24 protein-coding genes are annotated in these 24323 nt (G+C 44.3%); 4 read left to right on the forward strand and 20 right to left on the reverse strand.

Going from position 1 to position 24323, the window contains the following annotated elements:
* Positions 1–275: 275 nt before the first annotated feature.
* The 15 genes from trxB to MHB62_RS18090 all read right to left on the reverse strand — a co-directional run bounded on the left by trxB (position 276) and on the right by MHB62_RS18090 (position 16410).
* On the reverse strand, positions 276–1226 hold the full coding sequence (trxB, locus tag MHB62_RS18020; protein ID WP_003243021.1) for a thioredoxin-disulfide reductase: 951 nt from the start codon (positions 1224–1226) through the stop codon (positions 276–278).
* Between the two features lie 205 nt (positions 1227–1431).
* Positions 1432–2853 carry a peptidoglycan DL-endopeptidase CwlO gene (gene cwlO / locus MHB62_RS18025; protein WP_009968231.1) on the reverse strand — a complete coding sequence of 474 codons (1422 nt, stop codon included), beginning with the start codon at positions 2851–2853 and terminating at the stop codon, positions 1432–1434.
* Between the two features lie 380 nt (positions 2854–3233).
* Entirely contained in the window at positions 3234–4688 is a 1455-nt protein-coding gene (locus MHB62_RS18030) for a lipopolysaccharide assembly protein LapB (protein ID WP_003242799.1), read from the reverse strand.
* Between the two features lie 125 nt (positions 4689–4813).
* Positions 4814–6583, reverse strand: a complete 1770-nt coding sequence (gene bmrA / locus MHB62_RS18035) for a multidrug resistance ABC transporter ATP-binding protein/permease BmrA (protein WP_032722591.1) — start codon at positions 6581–6583, stop codon at positions 4814–4816.
* 164 nt (positions 6584–6747) lie between these two features.
* The gene (locus MHB62_RS18040) at positions 6748–7101 is read right to left on the reverse strand and encodes a hypothetical protein (protein ID WP_032722593.1); all 354 of its coding nucleotides are present in this window, start codon (positions 7099–7101) and stop codon (positions 6748–6750) included.
* Positions 7102–7115: 14 nt separating this feature from the next.
* Entirely contained in the window at positions 7116–9023 is a 1908-nt protein-coding gene (locus MHB62_RS18045; RefSeq protein WP_032722595.1) for a DUF6792 domain-containing protein, read from the reverse strand.
* Between the two features lies 1 nt (position 9024).
* Complete coding sequence (locus MHB62_RS18050; protein ID WP_032722597.1) at positions 9025–9741, reverse strand: hypothetical protein; 717 nt, start codon at positions 9739–9741, stop codon at positions 9025–9027.
* Positions 9742–9985: 244 nt separating this feature from the next.
* On the reverse strand, positions 9986–10615 hold the full coding sequence (hisIE, locus tag MHB62_RS18055; protein WP_032722598.1) for a bifunctional phosphoribosyl-AMP cyclohydrolase/phosphoribosyl-ATP diphosphatase HisIE: 630 nt from the start codon (positions 10613–10615) through the stop codon (positions 9986–9988).
* Positions 10612–11370 carry an imidazole glycerol phosphate synthase subunit HisF gene (gene hisF, locus MHB62_RS18060; protein WP_003244585.1) on the reverse strand — a complete coding sequence of 253 codons (759 nt, stop codon included), beginning with the start codon at positions 11368–11370 and terminating at the stop codon, positions 10612–10614. Before hisF ends, hisIE begins: the two co-directional genes overlap by 4 nt.
* A complete protein-coding gene (gene hisA, locus MHB62_RS18065; RefSeq protein ID WP_003242559.1) occupies positions 11367–12104 on the reverse strand; it encodes a 1-(5-phosphoribosyl)-5-[(5-phosphoribosylamino)methylideneamino]imidazole-4-carboxamide isomerase in 738 nt (245 codons plus the stop codon). Before hisA ends, hisF begins: the two co-directional genes overlap by 4 nt.
* Positions 12101–12739 carry an imidazole glycerol phosphate synthase subunit HisH gene (gene hisH / locus MHB62_RS18070; RefSeq protein WP_003244267.1) on the reverse strand — a complete coding sequence of 213 codons (639 nt, stop codon included), beginning with the start codon at positions 12737–12739 and terminating at the stop codon, positions 12101–12103. Before hisH ends, hisA begins: the two co-directional genes overlap by 4 nt.
* Positions 12740–13324, reverse strand: a complete 585-nt coding sequence (hisB, locus tag MHB62_RS18075; RefSeq protein WP_003243389.1) for an imidazoleglycerol-phosphate dehydratase HisB — start codon at positions 13322–13324, stop codon at positions 12740–12742.
* A complete protein-coding gene (gene hisD / locus MHB62_RS18080) occupies positions 13321–14604 on the reverse strand; it encodes a histidinol dehydrogenase (protein ID WP_003243286.1) in 1284 nt (427 codons plus the stop codon). The genes hisB and hisD overlap by 4 nt, the downstream gene beginning before the upstream one ends.
* Entirely contained in the window at positions 14601–15242 is a 642-nt protein-coding gene (hisG, locus tag MHB62_RS18085) for an ATP phosphoribosyltransferase (protein ID WP_009968235.1), read from the reverse strand. Before hisG ends, hisD begins: the two co-directional genes overlap by 4 nt.
* A complete protein-coding gene (locus MHB62_RS18090) occupies positions 15235–16410 on the reverse strand; it encodes an ATP phosphoribosyltransferase regulatory subunit (RefSeq protein WP_003244441.1) in 1176 nt (391 codons plus the stop codon). Before MHB62_RS18090 ends, hisG begins: the two co-directional genes overlap by 8 nt.
* A 250-nt stretch (positions 16411–16660) precedes the next feature.
* On the opposite strand from MHB62_RS18090, the gene MHB62_RS18095 reads away from it, so the two are divergent.
* Together MHB62_RS18095 and pelC are read left to right on the forward strand one after the other, a co-directional pair.
* Positions 16661–17413 carry a C39 family peptidase gene (locus tag MHB62_RS18095; RefSeq protein ID WP_003243552.1) on the forward strand — a complete coding sequence of 251 codons (753 nt, stop codon included), beginning with the start codon at positions 16661–16663 and terminating at the stop codon, positions 17411–17413.
* A 239-nt stretch (positions 17414–17652) separates the two neighbouring features.
* Positions 17653–18318: a pectate/pectin lyase PelC gene (gene pelC, locus MHB62_RS18100; RefSeq protein WP_003242578.1), complete on the forward strand. Its 666-nt coding sequence runs from the start codon at positions 17653–17655 to the stop codon at positions 18316–18318.
* 19 nt (positions 18319–18337) lie between these two features.
* Here the strand turns inward: pelC and hprF are convergent, their stop codons facing one another.
* The 5 genes from hprF to hprK are packed head-to-tail and all read right to left on the reverse strand — an operon-like array spanning position 18338 to position 22224.
* Positions 18338–18856: a heptaprenylglyceryl phosphate O-acetyltransferase gene (hprF, locus tag MHB62_RS18105; protein ID WP_003244270.1), complete on the reverse strand. Its 519-nt coding sequence runs from the start codon at positions 18854–18856 to the stop codon at positions 18338–18340.
* 3 nt (positions 18857–18859) lie between these two features.
* Positions 18860–19510: a pyrophosphatase PpaX gene (gene ppaX, locus MHB62_RS18110; protein ID WP_003242685.1), complete on the reverse strand. Its 651-nt coding sequence runs from the start codon at positions 19508–19510 to the stop codon at positions 18860–18862.
* Positions 19507–20445, reverse strand: coding sequence for a nucleoside recognition domain-containing protein (locus MHB62_RS18115; protein WP_003243723.1), 939 nt, complete (start codon positions 20443–20445; stop codon positions 19507–19509). The genes ppaX and MHB62_RS18115 overlap by 4 nt, the downstream gene beginning before the upstream one ends.
* 23 nt (positions 20446–20468) lie before the next feature.
* On the reverse strand, positions 20469–21278 hold the full coding sequence (gene lgt / locus MHB62_RS18120; protein WP_003242661.1) for a prolipoprotein diacylglyceryl transferase: 810 nt from the start codon (positions 21276–21278) through the stop codon (positions 20469–20471).
* 13 nt (positions 21279–21291) lie between these two features.
* Positions 21292–22224 (reverse strand): HPr(Ser) kinase/phosphatase, encoded by a 933-nt coding sequence (hprK, locus tag MHB62_RS18125; RefSeq protein WP_003228097.1) that lies wholly within the window; start codon positions 22222–22224, stop codon positions 21292–21294.
* A gap of 181 nt (positions 22225–22405) precedes the next feature.
* On the opposite strand from hprK, the gene nagA reads away from it, so the two are divergent.
* Positions 22406–23596: an N-acetylglucosamine-6-phosphate deacetylase gene (gene nagA / locus MHB62_RS18130; RefSeq protein ID WP_003243413.1), complete on the forward strand. Its 1191-nt coding sequence runs from the start codon at positions 22406–22408 to the stop codon at positions 23594–23596.
* A complete protein-coding gene (nagB, locus tag MHB62_RS18135; protein ID WP_003228092.1) occupies positions 23593–24321 on the forward strand; it encodes a glucosamine-6-phosphate deaminase in 729 nt (242 codons plus the stop codon). The genes nagA and nagB overlap by 4 nt, the downstream gene beginning before the upstream one ends.
* The last annotated feature ends 2 nt before the right edge of the window (positions 24322–24323 follow it).

The following is a 24323-nucleotide window of genomic DNA, read 5'->3' on the forward strand; positions in this document are numbered from 1 at the left end:
AGATGCCTCCCACAATGAAGAGACATTGACAATCTTTTCTTCTATTTTACAGCATATTCATTCCTTAATTCAGATGATTTTGCTGTAACTGGAATTCTCTTTTATTTATGGACAAAAAAAGGACACGGATAACTGGAGAATCCGTGCCAAAAAAGTGTATTCATTATAAAAAGGGGGTCAATTACTTTATTAATCATAACCGAAAAGCATTACACATGTGTTACAGCGGAATTAAAACCCAGTAACGTAATGTGAAACTCGTATGACAGCCCTTTTTATTTTAAGGTTTTCAGCGTTTCTTGGAGCTCTTCGACATAATGTTGTACGCTTTGTGCCGCAATGCTTCCGTCTCCTGTAGCCGTTACGATTTGGCGCAGTGATTTTTCGCGGATGTCTCCGGCAGCGAAAATCCCTTCAACCTTAGTTTCCATGCGGTCGTTTGTTTCGATATAGCCTTCTTCATTCGTAATGCCCAGGTTTTCAAACGGTTTAGACAGAGGAAGCATGCCGATGTAAATGAATACGCCGTCTGTTTTGAATTCACTTTCTTCACCGGTTACCGTATCGACAAGCGTTACGTTACCGACTTTGCCGTTTTCCTCATGAATTTCCTTCACAGTTTTGTTCCATAGGAAGTCAACTTTTTCATTATCAAATGCTCTCGCTTGAAGAATACTTTGAGCACGGAGTTTATCACGTCTGTGAACAATCGTTACTTTTGAAGCGAAACGAGTCAGATATACGCCTTCTTCAACCGCGGAATCTCCGCCGCCAACAACGACAAGTTCTTTGCCTTTAAAGAAAGCGCCGTCACATACTGCACAATAAGATACACCGCGTCCGCCCAATTCTTTTTCGCCAGGCACGCCGATTTTTTTATATTCCGCACCTGCAGCAATGATGACAGCACGGGCTTTATATTCCTTTGAACCAGCTTTGACTACTTTGTACTCTTTGCCGTCAATGACCTCTTTAATATCGCCATAAGCGTATTCAGCGCCGAATTTTTTCGCGTGTTCAAACATTTTGTTAGAAAGCTCAGGCCCAAGGATACTTTCGAATCCAGGATAGTTTTCTACATCTTCCGTATTGGCCATTTGTCCGCCAGGAATTCCTCTTTCAATCATTAATGTCGATAAATTCGCTCTTGATGTGTATACAGCGGCCGTCATCCCAGCAGGGCCCGCGCCGATTATAATCACGTCATAAATTTTTTCTTCTGACACACTATTCACTCCTTAAACCATCTTTTCAAGTTTGGGCTCTTTCTTATAAGATAAGAATCCCCATCAAACGTATTCCTTACCCATATCCTATAAAATCTCATGGTGATACGCTATTTTTTTGCTCAACACGATTAAATGTATTCGAAAAGGGTATATGTTAATAAAGAAAGAGCCTTCTGTTTATAGAAGGCCCTTGTCATATTTATTATTGAACAACACGTCTTACAACACCTTTAAATGCTGCTTTCCAGTAAGGATTGCTCATAGAGTCAACAGATACGCCATGAGATGTATTGTCGTTTAGGAAAGTACCGTTTCCTAAGTAGATTCCTACGTGTCCATTTGTTTTGTAAGTGTCAAAGAACACAAGGTCTCCGCGTTTCATTTCAGACGCGCTGACAGCTTGTCCTCTGCCAACTAACGTATCAGTTGTTGTTCCGCCTACAGGTCCAAGGTTAACACCTGCAGAAGCGTATGCCCAGCGTACGAATGATGAGCAGTCAAAAATACGGTTGTTGATATCAGACTGAGTGCGTCCGCCGCCAAACTTGTACGGAGATTGTCCTACAATGCTTGAACCAACGCTGATCGCGCCTTCAATTCCGCCAGAGTTGCTGATAACAGTGCCGCCTGAATTGCTGTTTGAGCCGCTGCTCTTCTTAGAAGATGAGCCGTTTGACGAACTGTTTGATGAACCGTTAGAAGAATTGTCTGAAGAATTGTCTGAAGAATCATCAGATGAGCTTGCTTTTGATGATTCAGTTGTCGCCGTTTGACTGTCATCTGTTTGTGTTTCATCAGATGCTTTTTGTGCTTCTTCCTGCTTTTTGATCAAAGCAGCCGCTGCTTCTTGTTCTTTTTTGATGCGTGCTTGTTCAGCTTCAGTATTTGCTTTTTGATTTGCAAGTTCAGACGCCTCTGATTTTAATTCAGAAATCGCTTTAGCCGTTTTCTTTTGGCTTGCTTTTGCTTCGTCGAAAAGCTTGTCTTTTTCATTAAGCTGTTTATCAAGGTCTTTTTGCATTGTTTCTAATTTAGCCAAGGCAGCTTGAACTTCTTTCAGCTTGTCATTCAAATCCGCTTCAGAATCTTCGAGCTTCGCTTTATCCTGCTCTTGCTGTTTGATTAAATCTTTGTCTGCGTCCACAATAGATGAAACCGCAGTCGCACGAGAGATAAAGTCACCAAAGCTTGTTGATCCTAAAAGAACATCTATGTATCCTTGAGATCCGCCGCTTTCCTGTAAAGAACGAACGCGTTTTTTCAGGATTTCATTGCGTTTTTCGATGCGTGCTTCAGTTTCTTTAATCTCTTTTTTCAGTTTTTTGATTTCTTCTTTTGTTTTATCGTTTTCTTCTTTTTTATCTTCAATCTTGTTGCTTGTATCAAGCGCCTTATCGTTAATGTCTTTCAGTTCTTTTTCAATCTTTGATTGATTTTCCTGAAGCTCGGTTAATTCTTTTTCCTTCGCTTCAATGCTGGAAGCAACCTCAGATTGCTTGCTTTCGATTTTTTGTTTCTTTTCATCTAATGTTTCCGCCGATGCAGTTTTACTTGTAAATGGGATCAAAAAACTGCTTGTCCCGATGACGGAAGCCAAACCAAGTGTAATTAAACTCTTTCTCACTTTTTATATCCTCCCTTTTACTGTGAACCTGTCCTCATTTGGAATCGTATTTTGAACATCAAGTTTCGTTCCTCATACTCTACGAGGAATGATGGTTGTTTATGGTTAATTATTCTGTGCATCTCTTATTCTGGTTGTATAGCGTTTATTTCACATCATATGTAAAAAACACTAATTCCTTATGTACGAGAATCATTATACCATCAAGTTTCGACAAATTAGCGATAAATTTTATTACATTTATGTTTCAAACAGATGTCAAGTCACACATCATTTGTCATTTTTCTTAAGCGTGTAAAAAAACTGTCGATATTATTTTCTTAATATAATCTATCTAACAAAAAAAGAGTCGATTAAATAAATCAACTCTTTAAAATTTACTATTCTAGAATATCATCAATATATTTCATATATTTCGTCAAAGTTGCCGGAGAGATGCCGAATCGGGCCGCTGTGTCTTTTTTCGTGTCTTGCTTGCCATGGGCTTCTTTCCAAATATAACAGATGGCTGCTGCCCAGCCTTTCTCATTCTTCAACGGAGCAGCTGCACGAATTTGCTGGATGACATGAAAAACCCAGCAGCTCATGACTTCTGTTTTCATCTCTTCTTTTTCAGCTTGCTCTAATAGTTTGACCGTTTGATAAGCGAAAAGTGCATCCTCTGAAACGTCAGCAGCCGCAGAATCTCCATTCAGAAGCAGCTTTACAAAATGAGTTTCAAAAGGAGCGGTAATTCTCTTTGAGCGTATCACCGCTTCAAGATGCTCTGTTTCTCCCTTTGTGCTGCTGATATAATAGGCTGCGAGTCGCTGCTCCACAGATGAAGGAAGAGCTTCCCTCCGCTCAATCCAAGGCGCCGGGCGGTCTTCGCCGGGATATTGCGACTCGACTTTTCTCCAGATCGTCTCGGCAAAGTCGGTATGTCCCGTAAAATAAGCAGAGCAGGAAAGCCAGTAAAAGAAGGTGTCGTCACCCTCAAAGCCGGTTTTATATAATGATTTGAGCCATTTATATCCGATCTCGTAGCGGCCGACAAGCGCCAAAGTAGCACCCAATTTATAACGCTGCTCCAATAGCATCGGATAGACATTGGAGAGCTGATCACTCAATTCCGCCACTTTTTCGTCTTCTCTTTCATAATAGTAGAAAACGAGAAGATTGCATAAGGCGTGAAGATTTCCTTCATTATGAGAAAGCACTTCATAAGCGGTTTGCTTCGCTTTTACAACGTTTCCTGAATAGAAATAGGCAAGCGCGAGATTGTTGTATGCTGACCAAAGCTCCGGATATTCAGTTGTGATTTCCTCAAGCGCCGCAACCGCTTCAGCAAGCTGGCCGCTTTCCAGCAATGACTTTGCCCGATCCTGTTTCACCAGCAGTTCATCCTGATCATACAACGAATCCTCAATGCCGTCGTCTCCTAAATCGAGCAAATCAAGCAGACTATCGTTTTCTTCGGCGAATTCACCATCCGGGTCCGCATCAGAATAAGCGGCCGCTTCTTTATAAGCTTCCTGGAAGAGCCCCAGATGGGCAAAGTTATTCGCTTTAAAGTAATGGCACTCCGGCATTTCGGCCTCCAGATTTGCCATGATATAGTCAAGAAGATCGTTCGACTCTTGATACTGGCCCATTTCCGAATAAATGACCGCAAGCTGTGAAAGCATCTCTGAATCCTCCGGCTCCAAATGAACCGCGCGCTGAATCAGTTTGCTTGCCCGTTTTAGATTGCGCTCTTTATACGCTTTCAAGCCTTTATGAAAAAAATATTGTCCATCTTGAAGCAGCTGGACAATTTGTGCGTGATTTTTATGTTCAGAAGTGTGTTTTCCCACAACTACCCTCCGTTTTATACAATATTACCGTCAGTAGTATACCATAAATCGTAAGCCCCTCAATAGTTCAAAAGGAAGGATTGGGAAAATCCCTCCTCTTTTTTATTGGCTGATTCGACCAAAATTTACCCGGCTTTGTTTTCTAAGTCCGCATTCATTTTCAGCTGCTGTTCAGCAAAATCCCGGTAAAGGCCATGGGAAGCCATTAACTCATGGTGTGTTCCACGACCGGTAATTTCCCCTTTTTCAACAAACAAAAGCTGGTCCGCATCTACAACGGTAGATAGGCGGTGAGCGATAACAATCGTTGTGCGGCCCTCCATCAGCACCTCCAGCGCCTGCTGAACTGATTTTTCAGATTGGCTGTCGAGACTTGAGGTAGCTTCATCGAGCATAAGAATGCTTGGGTTACGGAGAAGCGCTCTCGCAATCGCGATTCTTTGCCTTTGTCCGCCTGACAGCATAATGCCGCGTTCGCCCACTTCTGTATCAAACTGATTCGGCAGCTCCTTTATAAAATTGAGCGCATATGCCATCTCCGCGGCTTTTTCGATCTCAGCATCCGTCACATCTCGTTCTAACCCGTAGCAAATATTTTCTCTGATTGTCCCGGACATTAACGGGCTTTCCTGTGATACATACCCGATATGCTCCCTCCACGATTCAAGCGAGTAAGTATCGACCGGCTCGTCCCCCAGCCGAATGGTCCCTGCAGTCGGAGAATAAAAGCGTTCAAGCAGCTTAAACAGCGTCGTTTTTCCCCCGCCGCTCGGACCGACGATCGCTGTCACTTTCCCTGCTTCAATGACGGCGCTGACCTCTTTTAAGATCAGCTGATCAGGCTTATATCCAAAAGACACGCGATCAAGCTGGATAGGCAGATGTGCATTTTCAATTTGTTTTCCTGTCACTGTATCTTCCTCTTCCTCTGCCAAAATCTCAATCATTCGTTCTGTTGCACCGATTGATTTTTGCAGCTGTGTGAAAAACGTTGTAATCTGGCCCATCGGCATAATAATTTGAAACAAATATAAAATAAAAGCCACGAGCGCTCCGGCTGTGAGCTCGCCTGATGAGACCTGCATGCCGCCATATCCGATCACTGCGACAAGCGCTGCCATTAACACGAGTGAAATAAGCGGGCCGACAAGCGATTGAACCTTGGCTTCACGAACGCCAAGCTTAAATAATGAGGAAATCCCCATCTTCCCGCGCCCATATTCGACATCCTCCGCATTTGAAGCCTTAACAAGTCTGATTTCCGGGAGAATTTGATTCAGCAGTCCTGTAAAACGAGCCGTTTCATCTTGCGTTTCCCGTGAAATGGAGAACATTTTCCGTCCAATCGGCACCAAAATAAGAGCGGCCAGCGGAACGACCACTAACACAAGCAGTGTCAGCTTCCAGTTCATAATAAACAAGATTGTCAATGATCCAATGACAGAAATGATGCCTGTAATAAACCCGCTGATATGGGTTGTAATCAGTTCTTTGACCACCATCGTATCATTCGTTACACGGCTGACTGTTTCTCCGGAAGCATTTGTATCAAAATAAGAGACAGGAAGCTTAATTAATTTCTTCCATAATAAATCCCGCAGCCCAGAGATGATTTTTTGACCATTATAGTTAAGGGCATAGGTGGCATAAGCGCTTAAACCCGCCTGAACGAAAAACACCAGCGCGATCAAACCGATTTGCGTGCCTGACAGATTTGACATAGAAAAACCATCGACAAGCTGCTTCGTTAATAATGGAATGAGCAGGCTGACCAGCGTGGTTACAACACTGAGGACAAGCGCAAAGGCAAGCTTTCCATAAGAAGGATTGGTCCGTCTTACTAAGGCAAAAAAGGGTTTCAATTTACTTTTAGATTTTTGTTTCTTGGTTGGCATATATTTTCCTCCTGTTTCAGCGTTCAGAAAGGTGAAAAGTCATAGCAAAAGGATGATTTTTACTCTTTCTCAATCATATCAATGGAGAAAGACTTTTTCAGTATATTTTTGCCGTGATCAAAATAAAAATCTCCCACTCATTGTTTGAATAGGAGATTTTTATGTTAGAGCACTGGCTTCTTTTTTCTGTAAGTCAATGTTACATCCTGCTGCCGCAAGTCTTCAATGATCATTTTGTACCGATCAACTTTTGCGGTATGTTCTTCTTTTATCATCTGAAGGGCAGCTTTTCGTTTTTCGCTTTTCGACTCAAGCTCTTTTTTTATTTTTTTTACAATCAACCCTTTTTGCCCTTTGATTTCCTCTTTTAATGAAGACTCAAATTTCTTTGTCAGGCTGAGAAAGTCGTTGATCGGTTGATTGAGGGTGCCCGCTTTCCCCTTCATTTCATCTTGGGTAAGAAACATATAGGTCGTTGATACAATTTCTGTTTCACTTTCTGAAAATAAGGAAGTCACTCTTCATATTCCTCCTAAGGCTGAAAATCAAATAACTGAGAAATCATTTCTTCTTTTTCAAACAGCTTTTCAATACTCTCGCGGATATTTTTGATAAAATCTCTTTTTTCTGTTGTCTGTTTTTTTAATTCAGCAACAATTCCATCATTTGCAGGAAGCGCACCTGTGTGGAATGATTCATGAACAGAGATTTTCTCCAATTTATCGAATGTGTGGCTGAAACCAGCTGCAAGCCGGAATTGAAGATCGAAGGCATAATGCGAAGGGTTTTCTTCCATATGATGAATAGCCGTGATGATCGCCTGCTTTTTGTCTATGAAATCTTCATCGATTTCCTGACTGTAAACCTTCTGGTACTTAGAAATCGCATCTTCCATATCTTCAACGATTTTCATACCGTTTTGATAGATTCTGACAGCGGATGAGAGATTGACTTGAATCGTTTCTCCCGAGCCGCTCTTCCCTGTAAAATAAATATCGGAGCCTTTATAGCTGAAGCCTTTTTCCTTTGACAAGGCGTTGAGCATTTGAACGATACTGTGGCCGTCGACGATAAGTTTTAGTGCGTCTTTTGTTTCTGTGTCGAGTGTTTCAAATGCATCTTTTAATTCATTAACACTGCCTATTAACTCACAGACATAATAAACAATTGCAACTACATTATTAGTAGAAAGTGCGTATTTTAACTGTTGATATTGAATTTCTATATCGCCTATCTTACTATTAACAATTTTTAACTGTTTTTTGATACTCTTCCTTTGCGTCTCATCAATATACCCATTCTCTTCAAGCTGATCCACAACTGTTCCGCTATTATTCAAGATAGTATGAAAGAATTTGATAAAGGCCGGCATTTTTTCCCCGATATTTTTAACCATTACCTGTATATCACCAAACCGGTCTTTCACTATTTTCCCTTTCGCCACATTTCCATCAGCACTAATTATACTGCCGACAAGCTCTGCATCTATCCCGGTCGAAGCCATGACAAATCCGTTTAGCCCGCCTTTTTTATATTCATCCGAATACTTTCGTAAAAAAGTTTGGATAGAACGGACTTCCTCATCAGGAATCTTATCTATAATACTTCTAATTCCTTTGACATCTGTATTTGTATCTTTCATCTTTACATTGCCAAATGTAATAAAATCGGCCTTTCCGCTGACGCCATAAAGCGGGTCATCTTTAGAAATACGCTGGGTGATCTTTGCTGTGACGCCTTTGTCATTGTAGTATTGGGTGATTGCTTTTTTAAGGTCTTCTTTGCGGACGTTTTCAAGTTCATCAGTATTCAGAACATTAAATTTATTGATCATAGCATCAAGTAAATCTTTATCAGCCTGTAACAAATGATTTACACTAACCTGAGCACCGTTTACCCCATATACTTCATCAAATTCTCCATCTATTAACTGAACCATTAACTGGTTGTTATTTGCAAGTGAATGCCCAAGAGCATAAGTATGTAACTCATCAGAATTTCCAGCTCTTTTCTTTGCTTCCTTAGTAAATTCTCTCGTTGCTCTGTATTGGCTATTGTCGATCCCTAAGAAGAGGCCAAAAAAATTATAAGACCAATCCTCGTTATCAGCACTACCTTCTGAAATAATATGAAGTTGGTCTATTTGATTTTCACTATCTTTTATATATATTGCCGTACCATCATAACCCGATTCTTTTATTGACTTATCTTTTTGGTTATTTTTCTTAATCAGTTCTTTAGATGTATATATCTCAATATCCTTAGGAAGATTTTGATTAGTTTCTTCTTTATAGATCCTGCGGACTTCCGCTTCAAATTCTGCTTTTGCTTCCTTTATTTCTTTAGGATTGTTTGATGCAAACTTTTTTTTATAATCATACTCTAAATTTATTAACCGCAGTTTTACATTTTCATTTGAAAATATATTATAGTTAGCCATCTTACCCCTCCTTATTTAAAAAGGTGATGGATTTTACGAGCTTTTTAACCTGATCTCCTAAGTTATCTTTATCTAACGTACAAGGCTTATCATTATTTGGGCATCTAAACATAAACGAAAACACAATACCTATTTGGTCTTTCTCAGTAGATTTAATATAACCGAAGTATCTGTACGAAAAATTATATTTATTTTTATCATTTTCAAAATTATTTTTCTTGTGAGCAATATAAATATCTTTACCTTCGCTCTCTAGTTTTTCAAAATTACCATTATAGCCATTTTCACTACTAATTTGGTCTAACATTGTCTCAGGATTGTTAATAAAAGTTACTCCTTGATAATACTCTATTTGTGCATTTAGCATTTTATTTTTTGTTTTTTTATAGCTATCAAATGCTATGATTTCTTCATTTTCATCATGGCTAGACAAATAACTTGAATACTTTCCATCCTCCGGAAACAACATCCTAAACCCTTTCAGCTTAGATTCCAGCAAATAATATCCTGGTTCCTCTTCTTTTGTTGACACCATGTACTCTCTCGTTTTCTCGTCCTGAAACGCAGGTACTTGAGGCAGGTCTTTGGGATCCATGTCTTTTGGCTTTACCGCTTCTGTTTTATTGTCATTTGTGCTGTTTTTATCATTGTCATTCATACTGCATCCTCCTGTCAGGGCAAGTAATAAGCTGAAGCAAATAAAGATGATCTTTTTCATTACGAACCTCCACGGTTTTTGTGAGAATAGAATTCTATTTTCATACTAAAATAATTCTATTGACCTGCTTAAGAAATGATTATTTTATCCTTTTTCATGTTACATCATGGCTGAATTTGGATAAATAGGAAATCGGACTCGGTTTTGATCTCCTTTTATTAACTAATCATATATAACACCTAATATAAATCTAAATACCTATTACCTTTTTCACAAAACAAAAAGAGCCGTATCATACGGCTCTTTACTCTTCAATCTCAGAATGGCGTTTTTTCAATACGTCAAGCACATCATCCAGCGGCAAGGCTTGTTCTCTGAGCAGGACAAGCAGGTGATACAGCAGGTCTGCCGCTTCCCATTTGAGTTCCTCATGATCCCGGTTTTTCGCGGCGATGATGACTTCGGATGCTTCTTCTCCGACTTTTTTCAAAATCTTATCGACGCCTTCACGGAAGAGGTACGTGGTGTAAGCTCCTTCAGGCATTTCCGCTTGGCGTTCCGCGATCACCCGCTCCAGTTCGTTCATGATGCCGAATCGGCCCGCGGCCTGTTCTTCTGCTTGTTCCTTTGTAAAACAGCTGTAGCTGCCAGTGTGGCATGCCGGGCCTGACGGTTCTACGAGTACGAGCAGCGCGTCTTGATCGCAGTCATACCGGATACCTTTGACGGCTTGCGTGTTCCCTGAGGTTTCTCCTTTATGCCATAACGCTTGGCGTGAGCGGCTGTAAAACCATGTTTCCTTCGTTTCCAGCGTTTTTTCGTACGATTCCTTGTTCATATACGCAAGGGTCAGCACTTCTTTGCTTGCCGCATCCTGCACGATGGCAGGAATTAATCCGTCCTCGTTAAAACGCAGTTCATCTGCCTGTTTCATCTCACATTCACCCCGTACTCTTTCAAGTATGATTTCACTTCTTTAATCGATGTTTCTTTATAATGAAAAATTGAGGCGGCCAGCGCGGCGTCGGCTTCTCCTTTTGTAAAAGCCTCAAGCATATGCTGTGCGTTTCCCGCGCCTCCCGAGGCGATAACAGGGACGGGGACAGCTTCGGAAACAAGCTTTGTCAGCGTGTGGTCGAAGCCTTTTTTCTCACCGTCGGAGTCCATGCTTGTCAGCAATATTTCTCCTGCCCCGCGTTTGACGCCTTCTTTTGCCCACGCGGTGACCTCCCAATCTGTTTTCTTTCTGCCGCCGTGCGTGTAGACCTTATATGTGTCAGATTCTTTGTCATACTTGGCATCAATGGCAAGTACGATGCATTGAGAACCGAAAAACTCGGCTCCTTCTGTAATCAGCTCAGGGCGGAGAACAGCTGCCGTGTTCACCGACACTTTGTCCGCTCCGGCACGCAGTATCGTTTTCATATCGCTGAGCTGATTGATGCCGCCGCCGACTGTAAACGGAATGGCAAGCTTCGCGGCAACCTGCTCCACAACGTCAACCATCGTCTTTCGTCCTTCGTGCGAGGCGGAGATATCAAGAAAAACAAGTTCATCCGCACCTTCCCGGTCGTACACTTCGGCGAGTTCAACTGGGTCACCGGCATCCTTCAATTCGAGAAATTGAATTCCTTTGACAACGCGTCCTTCTTTGACATCAAGGCATGGGATAATCCGTTTTGTGATCATTTGCGCTTCACCCTTTCAAGCGCCTCACTCAGCGTAAACTGATTGGTATACAGCGCTTTTCCGATGATCGCTCCTGAGACGCCGTCCGCCTCATTGCGGGCGAGAGCTTCGAGATCCGCGACGGAGCTGACTCCGCCGGAAGCGATCACCGATTTCCCCGTTTCCTTAGCAAGCTCGACCGTGCTTTTAACATTGGGGCCTGACAGCATTCCGTCTGTCGCGATGTCAGTAAAAATAAAGACTTCCGCACCTTCATTGGCAAGCTCTTTGCCTAGTTCGGTTGCCTTAAGGGTTGATGTTTCCAGCCATCCCTCTGTTGAAACAAAGCCGTTTCTCGCATCCAGTCCGATTGCAATTTTCTCGCCATATTGTTTCAGCATTTTTTTGACAAACGGAGGGTTAGAAACTGCTGAGCTTCCCAGGATCACCCGCTCGACTCCTGCTGATAAATATTCATAGACGTCATTTTCAGAACGGATCCCACCGCCGATTTCGACTTTCAGGTTCAGCTTTTGCGCAATCTCAATCACATGGCGGTCATTCACTCTTTTCCCTTCTTTGGCCCCGTCGAGATCAACGAGATGGATCCATTCGGCACCCTCTTTCTCAAATAACTCAGCCATGTCGTACGGTGAATCGCCATATATCGTTTCCTTATTATAATCCCCTTGAACAAGGCGAACACATTTGCCGTTTCTCATATCAATTGCCGGATATAATGTAAAAGCACTCATTTTTTCACCTTCTGTTCTGCTGCCATTTTCGTAAATTGGGTTAAAATAGACATTCCGACCGTGCTGCTTTTTTCCGGATGAAATTGGGCGCCGAAGACGTTTCTTTTTCCGACTACAGCAGGCACTCGTACACCATAATCGGCGCTTGCCAGAAGCGCGTTCTCCTCCATCCCGTCAATGTAATAGGAATGAACGAAGTAAGCGTAGCCTTGTTCTGTTTTAGTCAGCAGCGGAGATTCATTATGAAAAGAAAGACGATTCCAGCCCATATGCGGAACCTTCAGCTTGTTTCCTTTTTCATCTTCTGCTTTCAGCCTGACTGCTTTTCCTTTTAACAGCCCGAGTCCTGAAGCGGTGCCGTTTTCTTCGCTTTCTTCAAATAAAAGCTGCATGCCGAGGCAGATCCCGAGAAGCAGCCTTCCCTCTGAGACCATATCGTGAATCAATTGATCAAGCTTCGTGTAGCCCAAATTGTCCATCGCGTCTCCAAATGAACCGACTCCCGGCAAAATGAAAGCATCAGCTTCTTTCAGCTCCTCCGGCTTTTCAGAAACAAAATACGGCACGCCGACACGTTCAAGCGCCTTTGAGACACTGTATAAATTCCCCATTCCGTAATCTATCACGCCGATCATTTACAGCATCCCTTTCGTTGACGGTATTCCTTTAACTCGCGGATCGATCGTTGTCGCTTCATCAAGCGCACGTCCCAGTGCTTTAAAAACGGCTTCAATCATGTGGTGGGTATTTGTTCCATAATGAACGATGACGTGCAGGTTCATTCGAGCTTCGAGCGCCAGCTTCCACAAAAATTCATGTACAAGCTCCGTATCGAAAGTTCCGACTTTAGCAGCCGGGAAATCAGCGCGCATTTCTAAGTGCGGCCGGTTGCTTAAATCAATCACAACTTGAGCAAGTGCCTCATCCATCGGCACAAACGCCGATCCGTAGCGTTTGATTCCTTTTTTATCGCCCAACGCTTCAAGCAGCGCCTGCCCTAAGCAGATGCCGATATCTTCAGTCGTGTGGTGATCATCTATATCAACATCGCCTTTTGCGTTAATGGAAAGATCAAATTGGCCGTGTTTCGTGAATAAATCCAACATATGTGTCATAAACGGCACATCTGTTTTAATATCCGCTTGTCCTCCGCCGTCTATTGTAAATGCCAGCTCAATATCTGTTTCGTTTGTTTTCCTGACGCGTTCCGCTTTTCTCATTTAGAAATCCTCCGTTCTCTCGCTTCAATTGATCTGGCATGGGCTTCTAACCCTTCCAGTCTGGCAAAAGCCGCGATGCTTTCGGCATGTTCTTCAAAGGCTGATTGACTGTAAGAAATAATGCTCGATTTCTTTTGAAAATCAGTTACGTTTAATGGACTTGAAAATCTGGCTGTTCCGTTTGTCGGAAGCACATGGTTCGGTCCGGCAAAATAATCACCGACAGGCTCAGGGCTGTATCTGCCTAAGAAAATTGCACCCGCATGTTTGATACTGCCAAGCAAAGCTTCCGGAGACTGTGTTATGATTTCTAAATGCTCTGGCGCGAGTGTATTGACAGTCTCAATCGCTTCTACCATTGTTTCCGCCACATATATACAACCGTAATCTCTCACTGAAGCTTCCGCTATTTCTCTTCGCGGCAAGGTTTCCAGCTGCTTATTCACCTCGGCTGAAACCGTCTCGGCCAGCGCCATGGAATCTGTGACAAACACACATGAGCTAAGCTTATCGTGTTCCGCCTGTGACAGCAGATCGGCTGCAATTTCGCTCGGAATCGCTGTTTCATCAGCCAGCACGACGATTTCACTCGGTCCGGCAATCATATCGATATCGACATCGCCGAACACTTCTCGTTTGGCAAGCGCGACATAAATGTTGCCCGGACCCGTGATTTTATCCACCGGCTCAATGGTTTCTGTTCCGTATGCTAACGCCGCAATCGCCTGAGCGCCGCCCATTTTGTAAATGTCTTTTATGCCCAGCTCGGCTGCAGCAACCAAAACTCCAGGAGACAGCAGACCGTCTTTTCCCGGAGGCGTGACGAGAACGATTCTTTCAACGCCCGCTACGAGCGCCGGAATCACATTCATCAAAACAGATGAAGGATATGCGGCCGTTCCCCCCGGCACATATACACCGGCGGAATCCAGCGCCGTCACTTTCTGCCCCAGCATTGTGCCGTCCTTTCTGTGATAAAACCAGGAGGATTGCAGCTGTCTTTCGTGATATTCCCTAATATTTTCGATTGCCTGCCTAATCACCTGAAGAAGACGTGAATCCAGTGAGGTGTATGCCTCCTCAAATTCTTCTTTTGTGACCAGCGGGCTGTCTATTTCGATGCAGTCAAATTTCGCCGTGTAGCTGCGAACCGCCTGATCACCGTTTGCTTTAACATCTTCAATAATGGACCGGACCGTCTTTCTTTGCTCTTCCGTTCCGGCATCGATGGAACGCTTGAGAGAAAGCCGTTCCGCTCCGCTGATGGTTTTGATCTTCATTTTGCCGTCTCTCCTTCCACAACGAGAGATAGGCGGGATGCCATTTCGTCAATCACATCGTCTTTCATGCGATAGCTTACCGGGTTGACAATAAAGCGAGAGGTAATGTCACAAATGTGCTCCGTTTCAACAAGCCCATTTTCTTTCAGCGTCTGTCCTGTGGAAACAATGTCCACTATCCGATCTGCAAGCCCAATGAGCGGAGCCAGTTCAATTGAACCGTTGAGCTTAATAATCTCGACTTGTTCTCCCTGCTCTCTGAAATAACTGGAAGCCACATTCGGATACTTTGTCGCGATTCTTGGCGCTACTCCGCTCCAGTCTGTATTCGGAAGTCCGGCGACAGCTAAGTGGCATTTGCTGATGTTTAAATCCAGTACCTCATACACATCGCGTTCCTCCTCCAGCATGACATCCTTGCCCGCAATTCCGACGTCTGCCACGCCATGCTCCACATACGTGGTTACGTCCATCGGCTTCGCTAATATAAACCGAAGATTTTCCTCCGGCACATCGATGATCAGTTTTCTCGAATCTTCAAACTCCTCAGGGAGCCTGTAGCCTGCCTGCCTCAGCAGCCCTGCCGCTTCTTCAAATATCCGGCCCTTTGGCATCGCCATTGTGAGTAACTTACCCATTTTGCTCTTCCTTTCTGGCACCGATAAAATAAGTGACGTTTGCAAAAGATTTTGTCATCTGGTCGATATTTTCTATTCCCGATAAATCTTGAAGAACCACTTTGTTCCCTTTCATGCGTTCTTCATTCGCATAAGCGATGGCTTGCGCCCGCTGCTCTTTGCTGAAAATAACAGCGTCTATTTCACAAGGTTCGTCCTTCATATGAAGGGCTTCAATCAGCCGGTCGATCCGAAGCCCGAAGCCTGTTGCCGGTGCAGGTGAATCAAAATGGCCCAGCAGCTTGTTGTAACGGCCGCCGCTTCCAATGACAAAACCGACATTCTCGGCGTACACTTCAAATAAAATCCCTGTGTAATAGCTCATGTGGCTGACCATATTCAGATCCAGGCGGACATTTTCCGTACATCCGTAATCCTCAAGAATGTCCCACAGCGCCTTCAGCTCATCAACCACGCTTTTTCCTTGCGCAGAATCGACGATTTCCTCGGCACGTCCGCATACTTCTATACCGCCCCGCAGTTCAAGGAGCTCAAGCAGCCTGCTTTTATCAATGGAGGAAAGCGGGAGAGACTTGACATGCTCTCTGTAGCCGACGTAGTTCTTTTCATATAAGAACCTCCGCAGCACATCAGCTCGTTCAACGTTTCCGAGCACCTCAACAAACAAAGCATCCGCAATGCCGGCATGGCCAATTGCAATTTTAAAGGATGCCAGCCCAGCGTTTTTTAATGCCCCGACGACTAAAGCAATGACCTCCGCATCCGCGCTCGTCGTGCCGTCACCGATTAACTCCACTCCGACCTGCTCGAACTCAGCCGGACGTCCGCCTTCACGCTCCTGAGCCCTGAATACATTTGCCGCATAGCCGACTCTTAGCGGATGACCGTGTTTCAGAAGCTTCGATGCCGCCACCCTTGCAATCGGCCCCGTCATATCCGGGCGAAGCACCAATGTCTTGCCGTCCTGATCAAGTAGCTTAAACAGCTGCTGCTCTTCAATTGCTGACTGGACGCCAACGGTATCGTAAAACTCCAGTGTCGGCGTTTCCATAAATTGATATCCCCATTTATCAATCAAATCGGTTAACGATCGTCTCACCTTTTTTTTCGTTTCGTATAAACCGGGCAGTGTATCTCTCATGCCGTGCGGTTTTTCAAACATAAACATCAACCCGAGCACCTCCGCTGTTATCTTATGAAGGAAAATTCCGAATCCTTTAGTTCGCTAATATGATAATATGTTAGCAGATGAAAGAATGAAAATCAACGCTTAACTTCAGTAAGGATATTTTTAGTTCAAATATCCTTCTCCTCATTATGAAAAAATCATGAATAATGTATTAAAGGTACGTAATATCTCAAATTCTTTATGTTTGGCATGCTATAATACAAATCAAATAGAGAACAAGGAGATAAAGATGAAAACACTGCGAACTCTATGTGTCCTGATGATTCTTTCAGGCGTTATTTTTTTCGGACTTAAAATAGATGCAAAAGATATAGATATTCCTTTTTTGAACAGCCTTAAAAAAGTGGTTTCTGATAGCGATACAGACTCAGCTGCGAATAGCAAAAAGGAGCTGAAGGGAAGCGCAAAACCGCTGGATGTCATCCTTTACAATCAAATGGACGCACCCCGGCTCTATAACGGCTGTGAAGTAACAAGCCTTGCGATGGTGCTGAATTATGCGGGATACGACGTGACAAAAAATACCCTGGCAAATCAGGTTGCCACAGTGCCTTTGACATACAGCAGCGGATTAAAGGGTGATCCGAATGACGGATTTGTCGGGGATATGGCGAATGGCCCTGGTCTCGGTGTCTACCATCGACCGATCTATCAGCTGGCGAAAACCTATGCGGGAGACAAAGTGTCTGATCTGACTGGAAAAAGTATTTCCGCTGTTTATCAGCAGCTTGAAAAAGGCAATCCAGTTTGGGTTATTACGACAGCCAACTTTACGCCAGTTGACAACATGCAGACATGGAAAACGCCAAACGGAACGATAGAAATTACGTACAGCGAACACAGCGTCGCCGTTACGGGATATGATGATAAATATGTGTATCTCAATGATCCGTATGGCTATAAAAACAGAAAAACCGATAGAACAAGCTTTGAAAAAGCGTGGAAACAAATGGGCAGCCAGGCCGTGGTTATTCAAAAGTAAACACCTGAAGCCTCACTATGCTCTATTCTGAGCAAATACGACAATATTCATGCTTTTTGTATCAATCGGTAAGATCGATTCATTTTCCATTTTTCACCCAAAATTGTCTTTACTTTCAGGCTGTCTGTTTTTATGATTAAAGCAGATTCAGCCTTGCCCCGATCTATGCGAGAGAAGCCGGTGCAAGTCGCTGACGCTTCTCTTGCAAAAAATGAAAGATATCCGGGGAGGATTTATCATTGAAAAAAATCGTGTCTATCCTATTTATGTTCGGTTTGGTTATGGGTTTCAGCCAGTTTCAGCCATCAACCGTTTTTGCAGCTGACAAAGTGGTGCACGAAACAATTATCGTACCAAAAAATACAACATATGACGGGAAAGGACAGCGGTTTGTGGCAGGGAAAGAATTAGGTGACGGAAGCCAGTCAGAAAACCAAGACCCTGTTTTTCGTGTGGAGGATGGAGCAACCCTGAAAAATGTGGTGCTTGGTGCACCTGCAGCTGATGGCGTGCACACTTATGGAAACGTTAACATTCAGAATGTGAAATGGGAAGATGTTGGTGAGGATGCGTTAACGGTGAAGAAGGAAGGAAAAGTGACGATCGACGGCGGTTCTGCTCAAAAAGCGTCAGATAAGATATTCCAAATCAATAAAGCCAGTACCTTCACAGTGAAAAATTTCACGGCGGATAATGGCGGGAAGTTCATTAGACAGCTTGGTGGTTCAACCTTCCACGTTGATGTGATCATCGACAAGTGCACCATCACAAACATGAAGGAAGCGATATTCCGGACGGACAGCAAAACAAGCACGGTCAGAATGACAAATACACGCTACTCTAATGTCGGTCAAAAATGGATTGGTGTTCAGCATATTTACGAAAACAACAACACTCAATTTTAACAAAAAAAGTCCGCTGATGTTATTCAGCGGACTTTTTCAATCTTTCTTGCATTTCTTCCTTCGTATAGATGATCCTCATCGGATTTCCGCCGACAAATGCCCCGTCAGGCACATCCTTATGGACAAGCGTTCCGGCGGACACAACTGCGCCATCTCCTATTTTCACCCCGGGCAGAATGGTCGTGTTGGCACCAATCATCACTTCGTCCCCGATCAGAACTTTGCCGATCCGGTATTCGTGAATCAGATACTCATGGGCCAGAATGGTCGTATTGTACCCGATGATTGTATTTGTTCCGACTGAGATCTTTTCCGGAAACATGATATCTGGCATCACCATGAGGGCAAAGGATGTCTGTTTTCCAACCTTCATCCGCAGAAATGTGCGGTACAGCCAGTTTTTCATCCCTATAAACGGCGTATATCTCGCAATTTGAATGACAATGAAATTTTTGACGACCTTTAAAAAAGGTACCGTTTGATAGACATGCCACAGTGAGTTGGCCCCCGAGACCGGATGACGATCTGTTTTTCTCACAGATTACTTCACTCCAACGATTTGTAATAGATCACTCATTTTCTCAAGCATAAAATCCGGCTCATGCTTCGCCAGCATTTCCGGCCCTTTAATCGTCCATGCGACTCCTGCCGTTTTTGTACCGGCGTTTTTCCCTGCCAGCACATCATGGTAATTATCACCGACCATAATGGCTTCCGCCGGCTCGCTTCCTAGCTGTTTCAGCGCTAACAGCACAGGCTCGGGATCAGGCTTTGCATTCGTCACATCATCAAGGGTGACAACTGTTTCAAAGAATTCGCCGATTCCCGTGAGCTTGAGGCCCATATTGACAGTATCTCTTAATTTTGTTGTCACAATTCCTAATGTAAAGCCGGCTTTTTTTAATGCATCCAGGGTCTCATATACCGTTTCATATTCAGTGACGAGTGAATCATGCATGTCATGATTGTACGCTCTGTACATAGCGATCATATCCTCGCATTTATCAGGGTCCATCGAAGAGAACGTATCAAAAAGAGACGGCCCGATAAATGCAAGGACATCTTCTCGTTTATACTTGCTCGGATAATAATGCTCCAGTGTATGCAAAAAGGACGCGATAATTAATTCATTCGTATTAATAAGCGTTCCGTCTAAATCAAACAGAATCGTCGTTACTTGTTTGTCACTCATATTGCTTCCTTTCCAACCGCTGAGGGTTTCCATTTTTTCCACGTGTGCGCAATAGCCATTGTCAGCAGAACTGCTGTGGTGACACGAATCAAAAGAAGCGGCCAGACCGGTATGCCAAGCGGAATAAAGACAAGTGTATCTTCCACGACCGCGTGGCAGGCAACGAGAAATATAAATGCCAATGTCATGTCCCGCTTGCTCACGCCGTCATCCTCGACAGCTTTGATCATGACACCCGCTCCGTAGGCCAGACCAATCGTCAGTCCCGTCACCATCGTCATAGACGTATTTTTATTCATGCCAAGCAGCTGCGTAAACGGCGACAGCCACCTGGAAAACCGATAAAGCCAGCCTAAATCTCTTAAAAACTGGATGATAATCATCAGCGGGATCACTATTGCCGCCAGCTGCAAAACACCAAGTCCGGCTTTCGTTAATGCTTCTGCCAACATTCCTAGCCAGCTGTCTGGCGCCGCGCTCTTCGCAGCGATAAAACCGTACTGCGCCGTTTCCTTTCCGCCATGCCAAATGAGGTTGATGACGATGGCTGACACAGCGGCCAAACCGATGCGCACGGCCAATATGACGCCAATTCTGATACCAACCTTTGCGGCAACTGTCGATTCGATAATCAAGTTATGACAGAAAGAAAGCATAACAGCTAAAATAAAGACTTCTTTCACAGATAAATCCAATGTTAAAATCCCGGCAATTCCCGCATACAGATTCAGCATATTTCCCAGTACAAGCGGAATGGCCGCTTCACCAGAAAGCCCGAAGAGACCCATTACCGGTGTGATCAGCCGTACAAGCCAATCCATGACAGGGGTATGCTGGAGCAAAGTGACCAATAGCGTTACCGGGAAAATCACTTTACCCAGCGTCCATGTTGTTTGAAAACCTGCTGCAAGACCGGCCAGAAAGATCTTCTTCATCCCTCATCCCCCTTTGTTGACGTCTACTCCGCGTACCGCTCCTTCGAGTATCCCTTGACGCGTCTGAAGATGATGGCTGCCACAGCCAAAACAATCAATACGATTGAAATCACCTGAGCGATGCGAAGTGAATCAGTCAGCATTAAGCTGTCAGTCCGCATTCCTTCAATAAAGTATCTTCCGATTGAATACCAAATGATATAGATCAAGAACATCTCGCCTCTACGCAAATTCGCTCTGCGCAGCAGCAGTAAAACAATGACGCCGACAAAGCTCCATAGTGATTCATATAAAAAAGTAGGATGATAATATTGCCCATTGATATACATTTGATTGATGATAAATTCAGGCAGGTGCAGGTTTTCTAAAAAGGCTCTGCTGACAGCCTCGCCGTGCGCTTCCTGATTCATGAAGTTCCCCCAGCGGCCGATCGCCTGGCCGAGCAAAATGCTGGGCGCGGCAATATCCGCAAGCTTCCAGAACGAAAGGTTTTTCACTCTCGAAAACACATAACCCGTTAAAATGGCGCCGATTAATCCGCCATGAATGGCAATGCCGCCCTTCCAAATCTTAATGATTTCTCCCGGATGTGCCGCATAATAGTCCCATTCAAAGGCAACATAATAAATTCGTGCGCAAATAATCGCAATTGGAATGGCAAACAGGACAAGATCAATAAACGTATCTTTCTGCAGCCCCCGTTTTTCACTTTCCCTCATCGCTATCCACAGCCCGAGCAAAGCGCCGAGACCGATAATGATTCCGTACCAGTGGACGGCTAACGGCCCCAGCTGAAATGCTATCGGATTGAGTGGTTCTATCGCTTCATTCATTTAACGCCAACTCCTATTCTTCTTGTTCACCGTCTTCAATGACGTCCGCCAGCTTGTTGGTAAATTGTTCAGCGGCATTCAGCCCCATCCGCTTCAATCTGAAGTTCATTGCTGCCACTTCGATGATGACTGCAAGATTTCGGCCTGGGCGGACGGGAATCGTCAGTTTTGTAATTTCTGTATCAATGATTTTCATGGTCTCTTCCTCAAGTCCGAGCCGGTCGTATTGCTTGCCCTGCTCCCAGAGTTCAAGATTCATGACAATCGTGATTCGTTTATTGCTTCTGACCGCGCCAGCGCCAAATAGCGTCATCACATTGATAATGCCAAGGCCCCTGATCTCAAGAAGGTGCTCAATTAATTCCGGAGCGTTTCCCACAAGAGTATCCTGATCCTCCTGCCGTATTTCAACGCAATCATCGGCAACAAGGCGATGCCCTCTTTTCACAAGCTCTAGCGCTGTTTCGCTTTTTCCGACGCCGCTTTTTCCTGTGATCAGCACGCCGACACCATATATATCGACAAGAACGCCATGAATTGCTGTGGTAGGCGCCAGCCTGCTCTCAAGGAAGTTGGTTAAACGGCTTGACAGTCTTGTCGTTTTCAGCGGCGATCTGAGGACAGGCACCCCATTTTTCTCGGAGGCGTCAATCAGCTCCTGCGGGATGGGCATATCTCTAGAAAGAATAATAGCTGGTGTTACATCAGTGCACAGAGAATCCATTCGCTGCTTTTTCTCCTCTTCAGGAAGCTGTTCAAAGAAAGAAAGCTCTGTTTTTCCGAGAAGCTGCACGCGCTCCCTCGGGTAATATGTAAAATATCCGGCAATTTCAATACCTGGTCTTGATAGGTCACTCATTGTAATCGGGCGGTTAATTCCTTCTTCTCCGCTGATTAATTCCAAATTGAACTGTTCCATTACGTCTTTTGTGCGAACCTTTGCCACGATATGTTCCTCCTGTTCCGGGCTGCCCCGAGCTTGCTCACAATACTTTCATTTTATCACTTTCGGGCTTGAACCTAAAACAGATTTTATAAAAGGGGGGAAAACACCTCAGCTGGTCTAGATCACTAGTCTGAAAAAGAGTAAAATAAAGGTATTCAAATTCCAGAAAGGCGGATCATCTATGGCAGAGAGTCTTCTTATCAAAGACATTGCGATCGTGACAGAAAATGAAGTAATCAAAAACGGCTATGTCGGAATCAATGACGGAAAAATCAGCACAGTTTCAACAGAACGGCCCAAGGAGCCATATTCAAAAGAGATTCAAGCACCTGCGGATTCCGTTTTGCTTCCCGGCATGATTGACATTCATATCCACGGCGGCTATGGCGCAGATACAATGGATGCTAGCTTTTCCACGCTCGACATCATGTCGTCAAGACTGCCCGAAGAAGGCACGACGAGCTTTTTAGCCACAACGATTACCCAAGAGCATGGGAACATTTCTCAAGCTTTGGTGAACGCAAGAGAGTGGAAAGCGGCTGAAGAGTCCTCTTTATTAGGTGCAGAACTGCTCGGCATTCATTTAGAGGGCCCCTTTGTTTCGCCTAAAAGAGCCGGAGCGCAGCCAAAGGAGTGGATTAGGCCTTCGGATGTTGAGCTTTTCAAAAAGTGGCAGCAGGAGGCGGGCGGACTGATCAAAATTGTTACACTTGCGCCGGAGGAGGATCAGCATTTTGAACTGATCCGCCATTTGAAAGACGAATCGATTATCGCATCCATGGGGCACACGGATGCCGATTCCGCATTGCTGTCGGATGCCGCAAAAGCAGGGGCGAGCCATATGACTCATCTGTACAACGCGATGAGCCCGTTTCATCACCGAGAGCCCGGAGTGATCGGAACGGCGCTGGCCCATGATGGGTTTGTGACAGAGCTTATCGCCGATGGCATTCACTCCCATCCTTTAGCTGCAAAGCTTGCTTTTTTGGCGAAAGGCAGCAGCAAGCTCATTTTAATTACCGATTCCATGAGGGCAAAAGGACTGAAAGACGGCGTATATGAGTTCGGCGGCCAAAGTGTGACGGTAAGAGGACGAACAGCACTTCTTTCAGACGGAACCCTTGCCGGTTCGATCCTCAAAATGAACGAAGGCGCACGGCATATGCGTGAGTTTACAAATTGCTCTTGGACGGATATAGCTAATATAACTTCTGAAAACGCGGCCAAACAGCTGGGCATCTTTGACCGAAAAGGCAGTGTGACTGTGGGAAAAGATGCAGATTTGGTGATTGTCAGCAGTGATTGCGAGGTGATTCTCACCATTTGCCGCGGAAACATTGCATTTATATCCAAGGAGGCTGACCAGATATGAAAGTAATGGAATGTCAAACGTATGAAGAGCTAAGCCAAATAGCAGCCAGAATAACGGCAGATACAATCAAAGAAAAACCTGATGCTGTTCTCGGTTTAGCGACGGGCGGCACACCGGAAGGCACGTATCGCCAGCTGATCCGCCTGCACCAAACTGAGAATCTCTCATTTCAAAACATCACTACAGTTAATTTGGATGAGTACGCCGGACTTTCAAGCGATGACCCGAACAGCTATCACTTCTATATGAACGACCGTTTTTTTCAGCATATCGACAGCAAGCCTAGCCGGCATTTTATTCCGAATGGAAATGCAGACGATTTGGAGGCCGAATGCAGACGGTATGAACAGCTAGTCGATTCCCTCGGCGACACTGACATTCAGCTTCTCGGCATCGGCCGAAACGGACACATCGGCTTTAACGAACCGGGAACGTCTTTCAAGTCGCGAACTCATGTTGTGACATTAAATGAGCAAACCCGCCAAGCGAATGCCAGATATTTTCCCTCCATAGACAGCGTGCCGAAAAAAGCACTGACAATGGGAATTCAAACGATACTCTCAAGCAAGCGCATTCTGCTGCTTATTTCTGGAAAAAGCAAAGCGGAAGCTGTTCGTAAGCTGTTAGAAGGAAACATAAGCGAAGATTTTCCCGCATCTGCTTTGCACCTGCATTCCGATGTTACGGTTTTGATTGATCGTGAAGCCGCGTCATTAAGACCTTGAAA

Origin of the sequence: Bacillus sp. FSL K6-0255 (genome assembly GCF_045040725.1) — a bacterium.
GTDB classification, from domain to species: Bacteria; Bacillota; Bacilli; order Bacillales; family Bacillaceae; genus Bacillus; species Bacillus subtilis.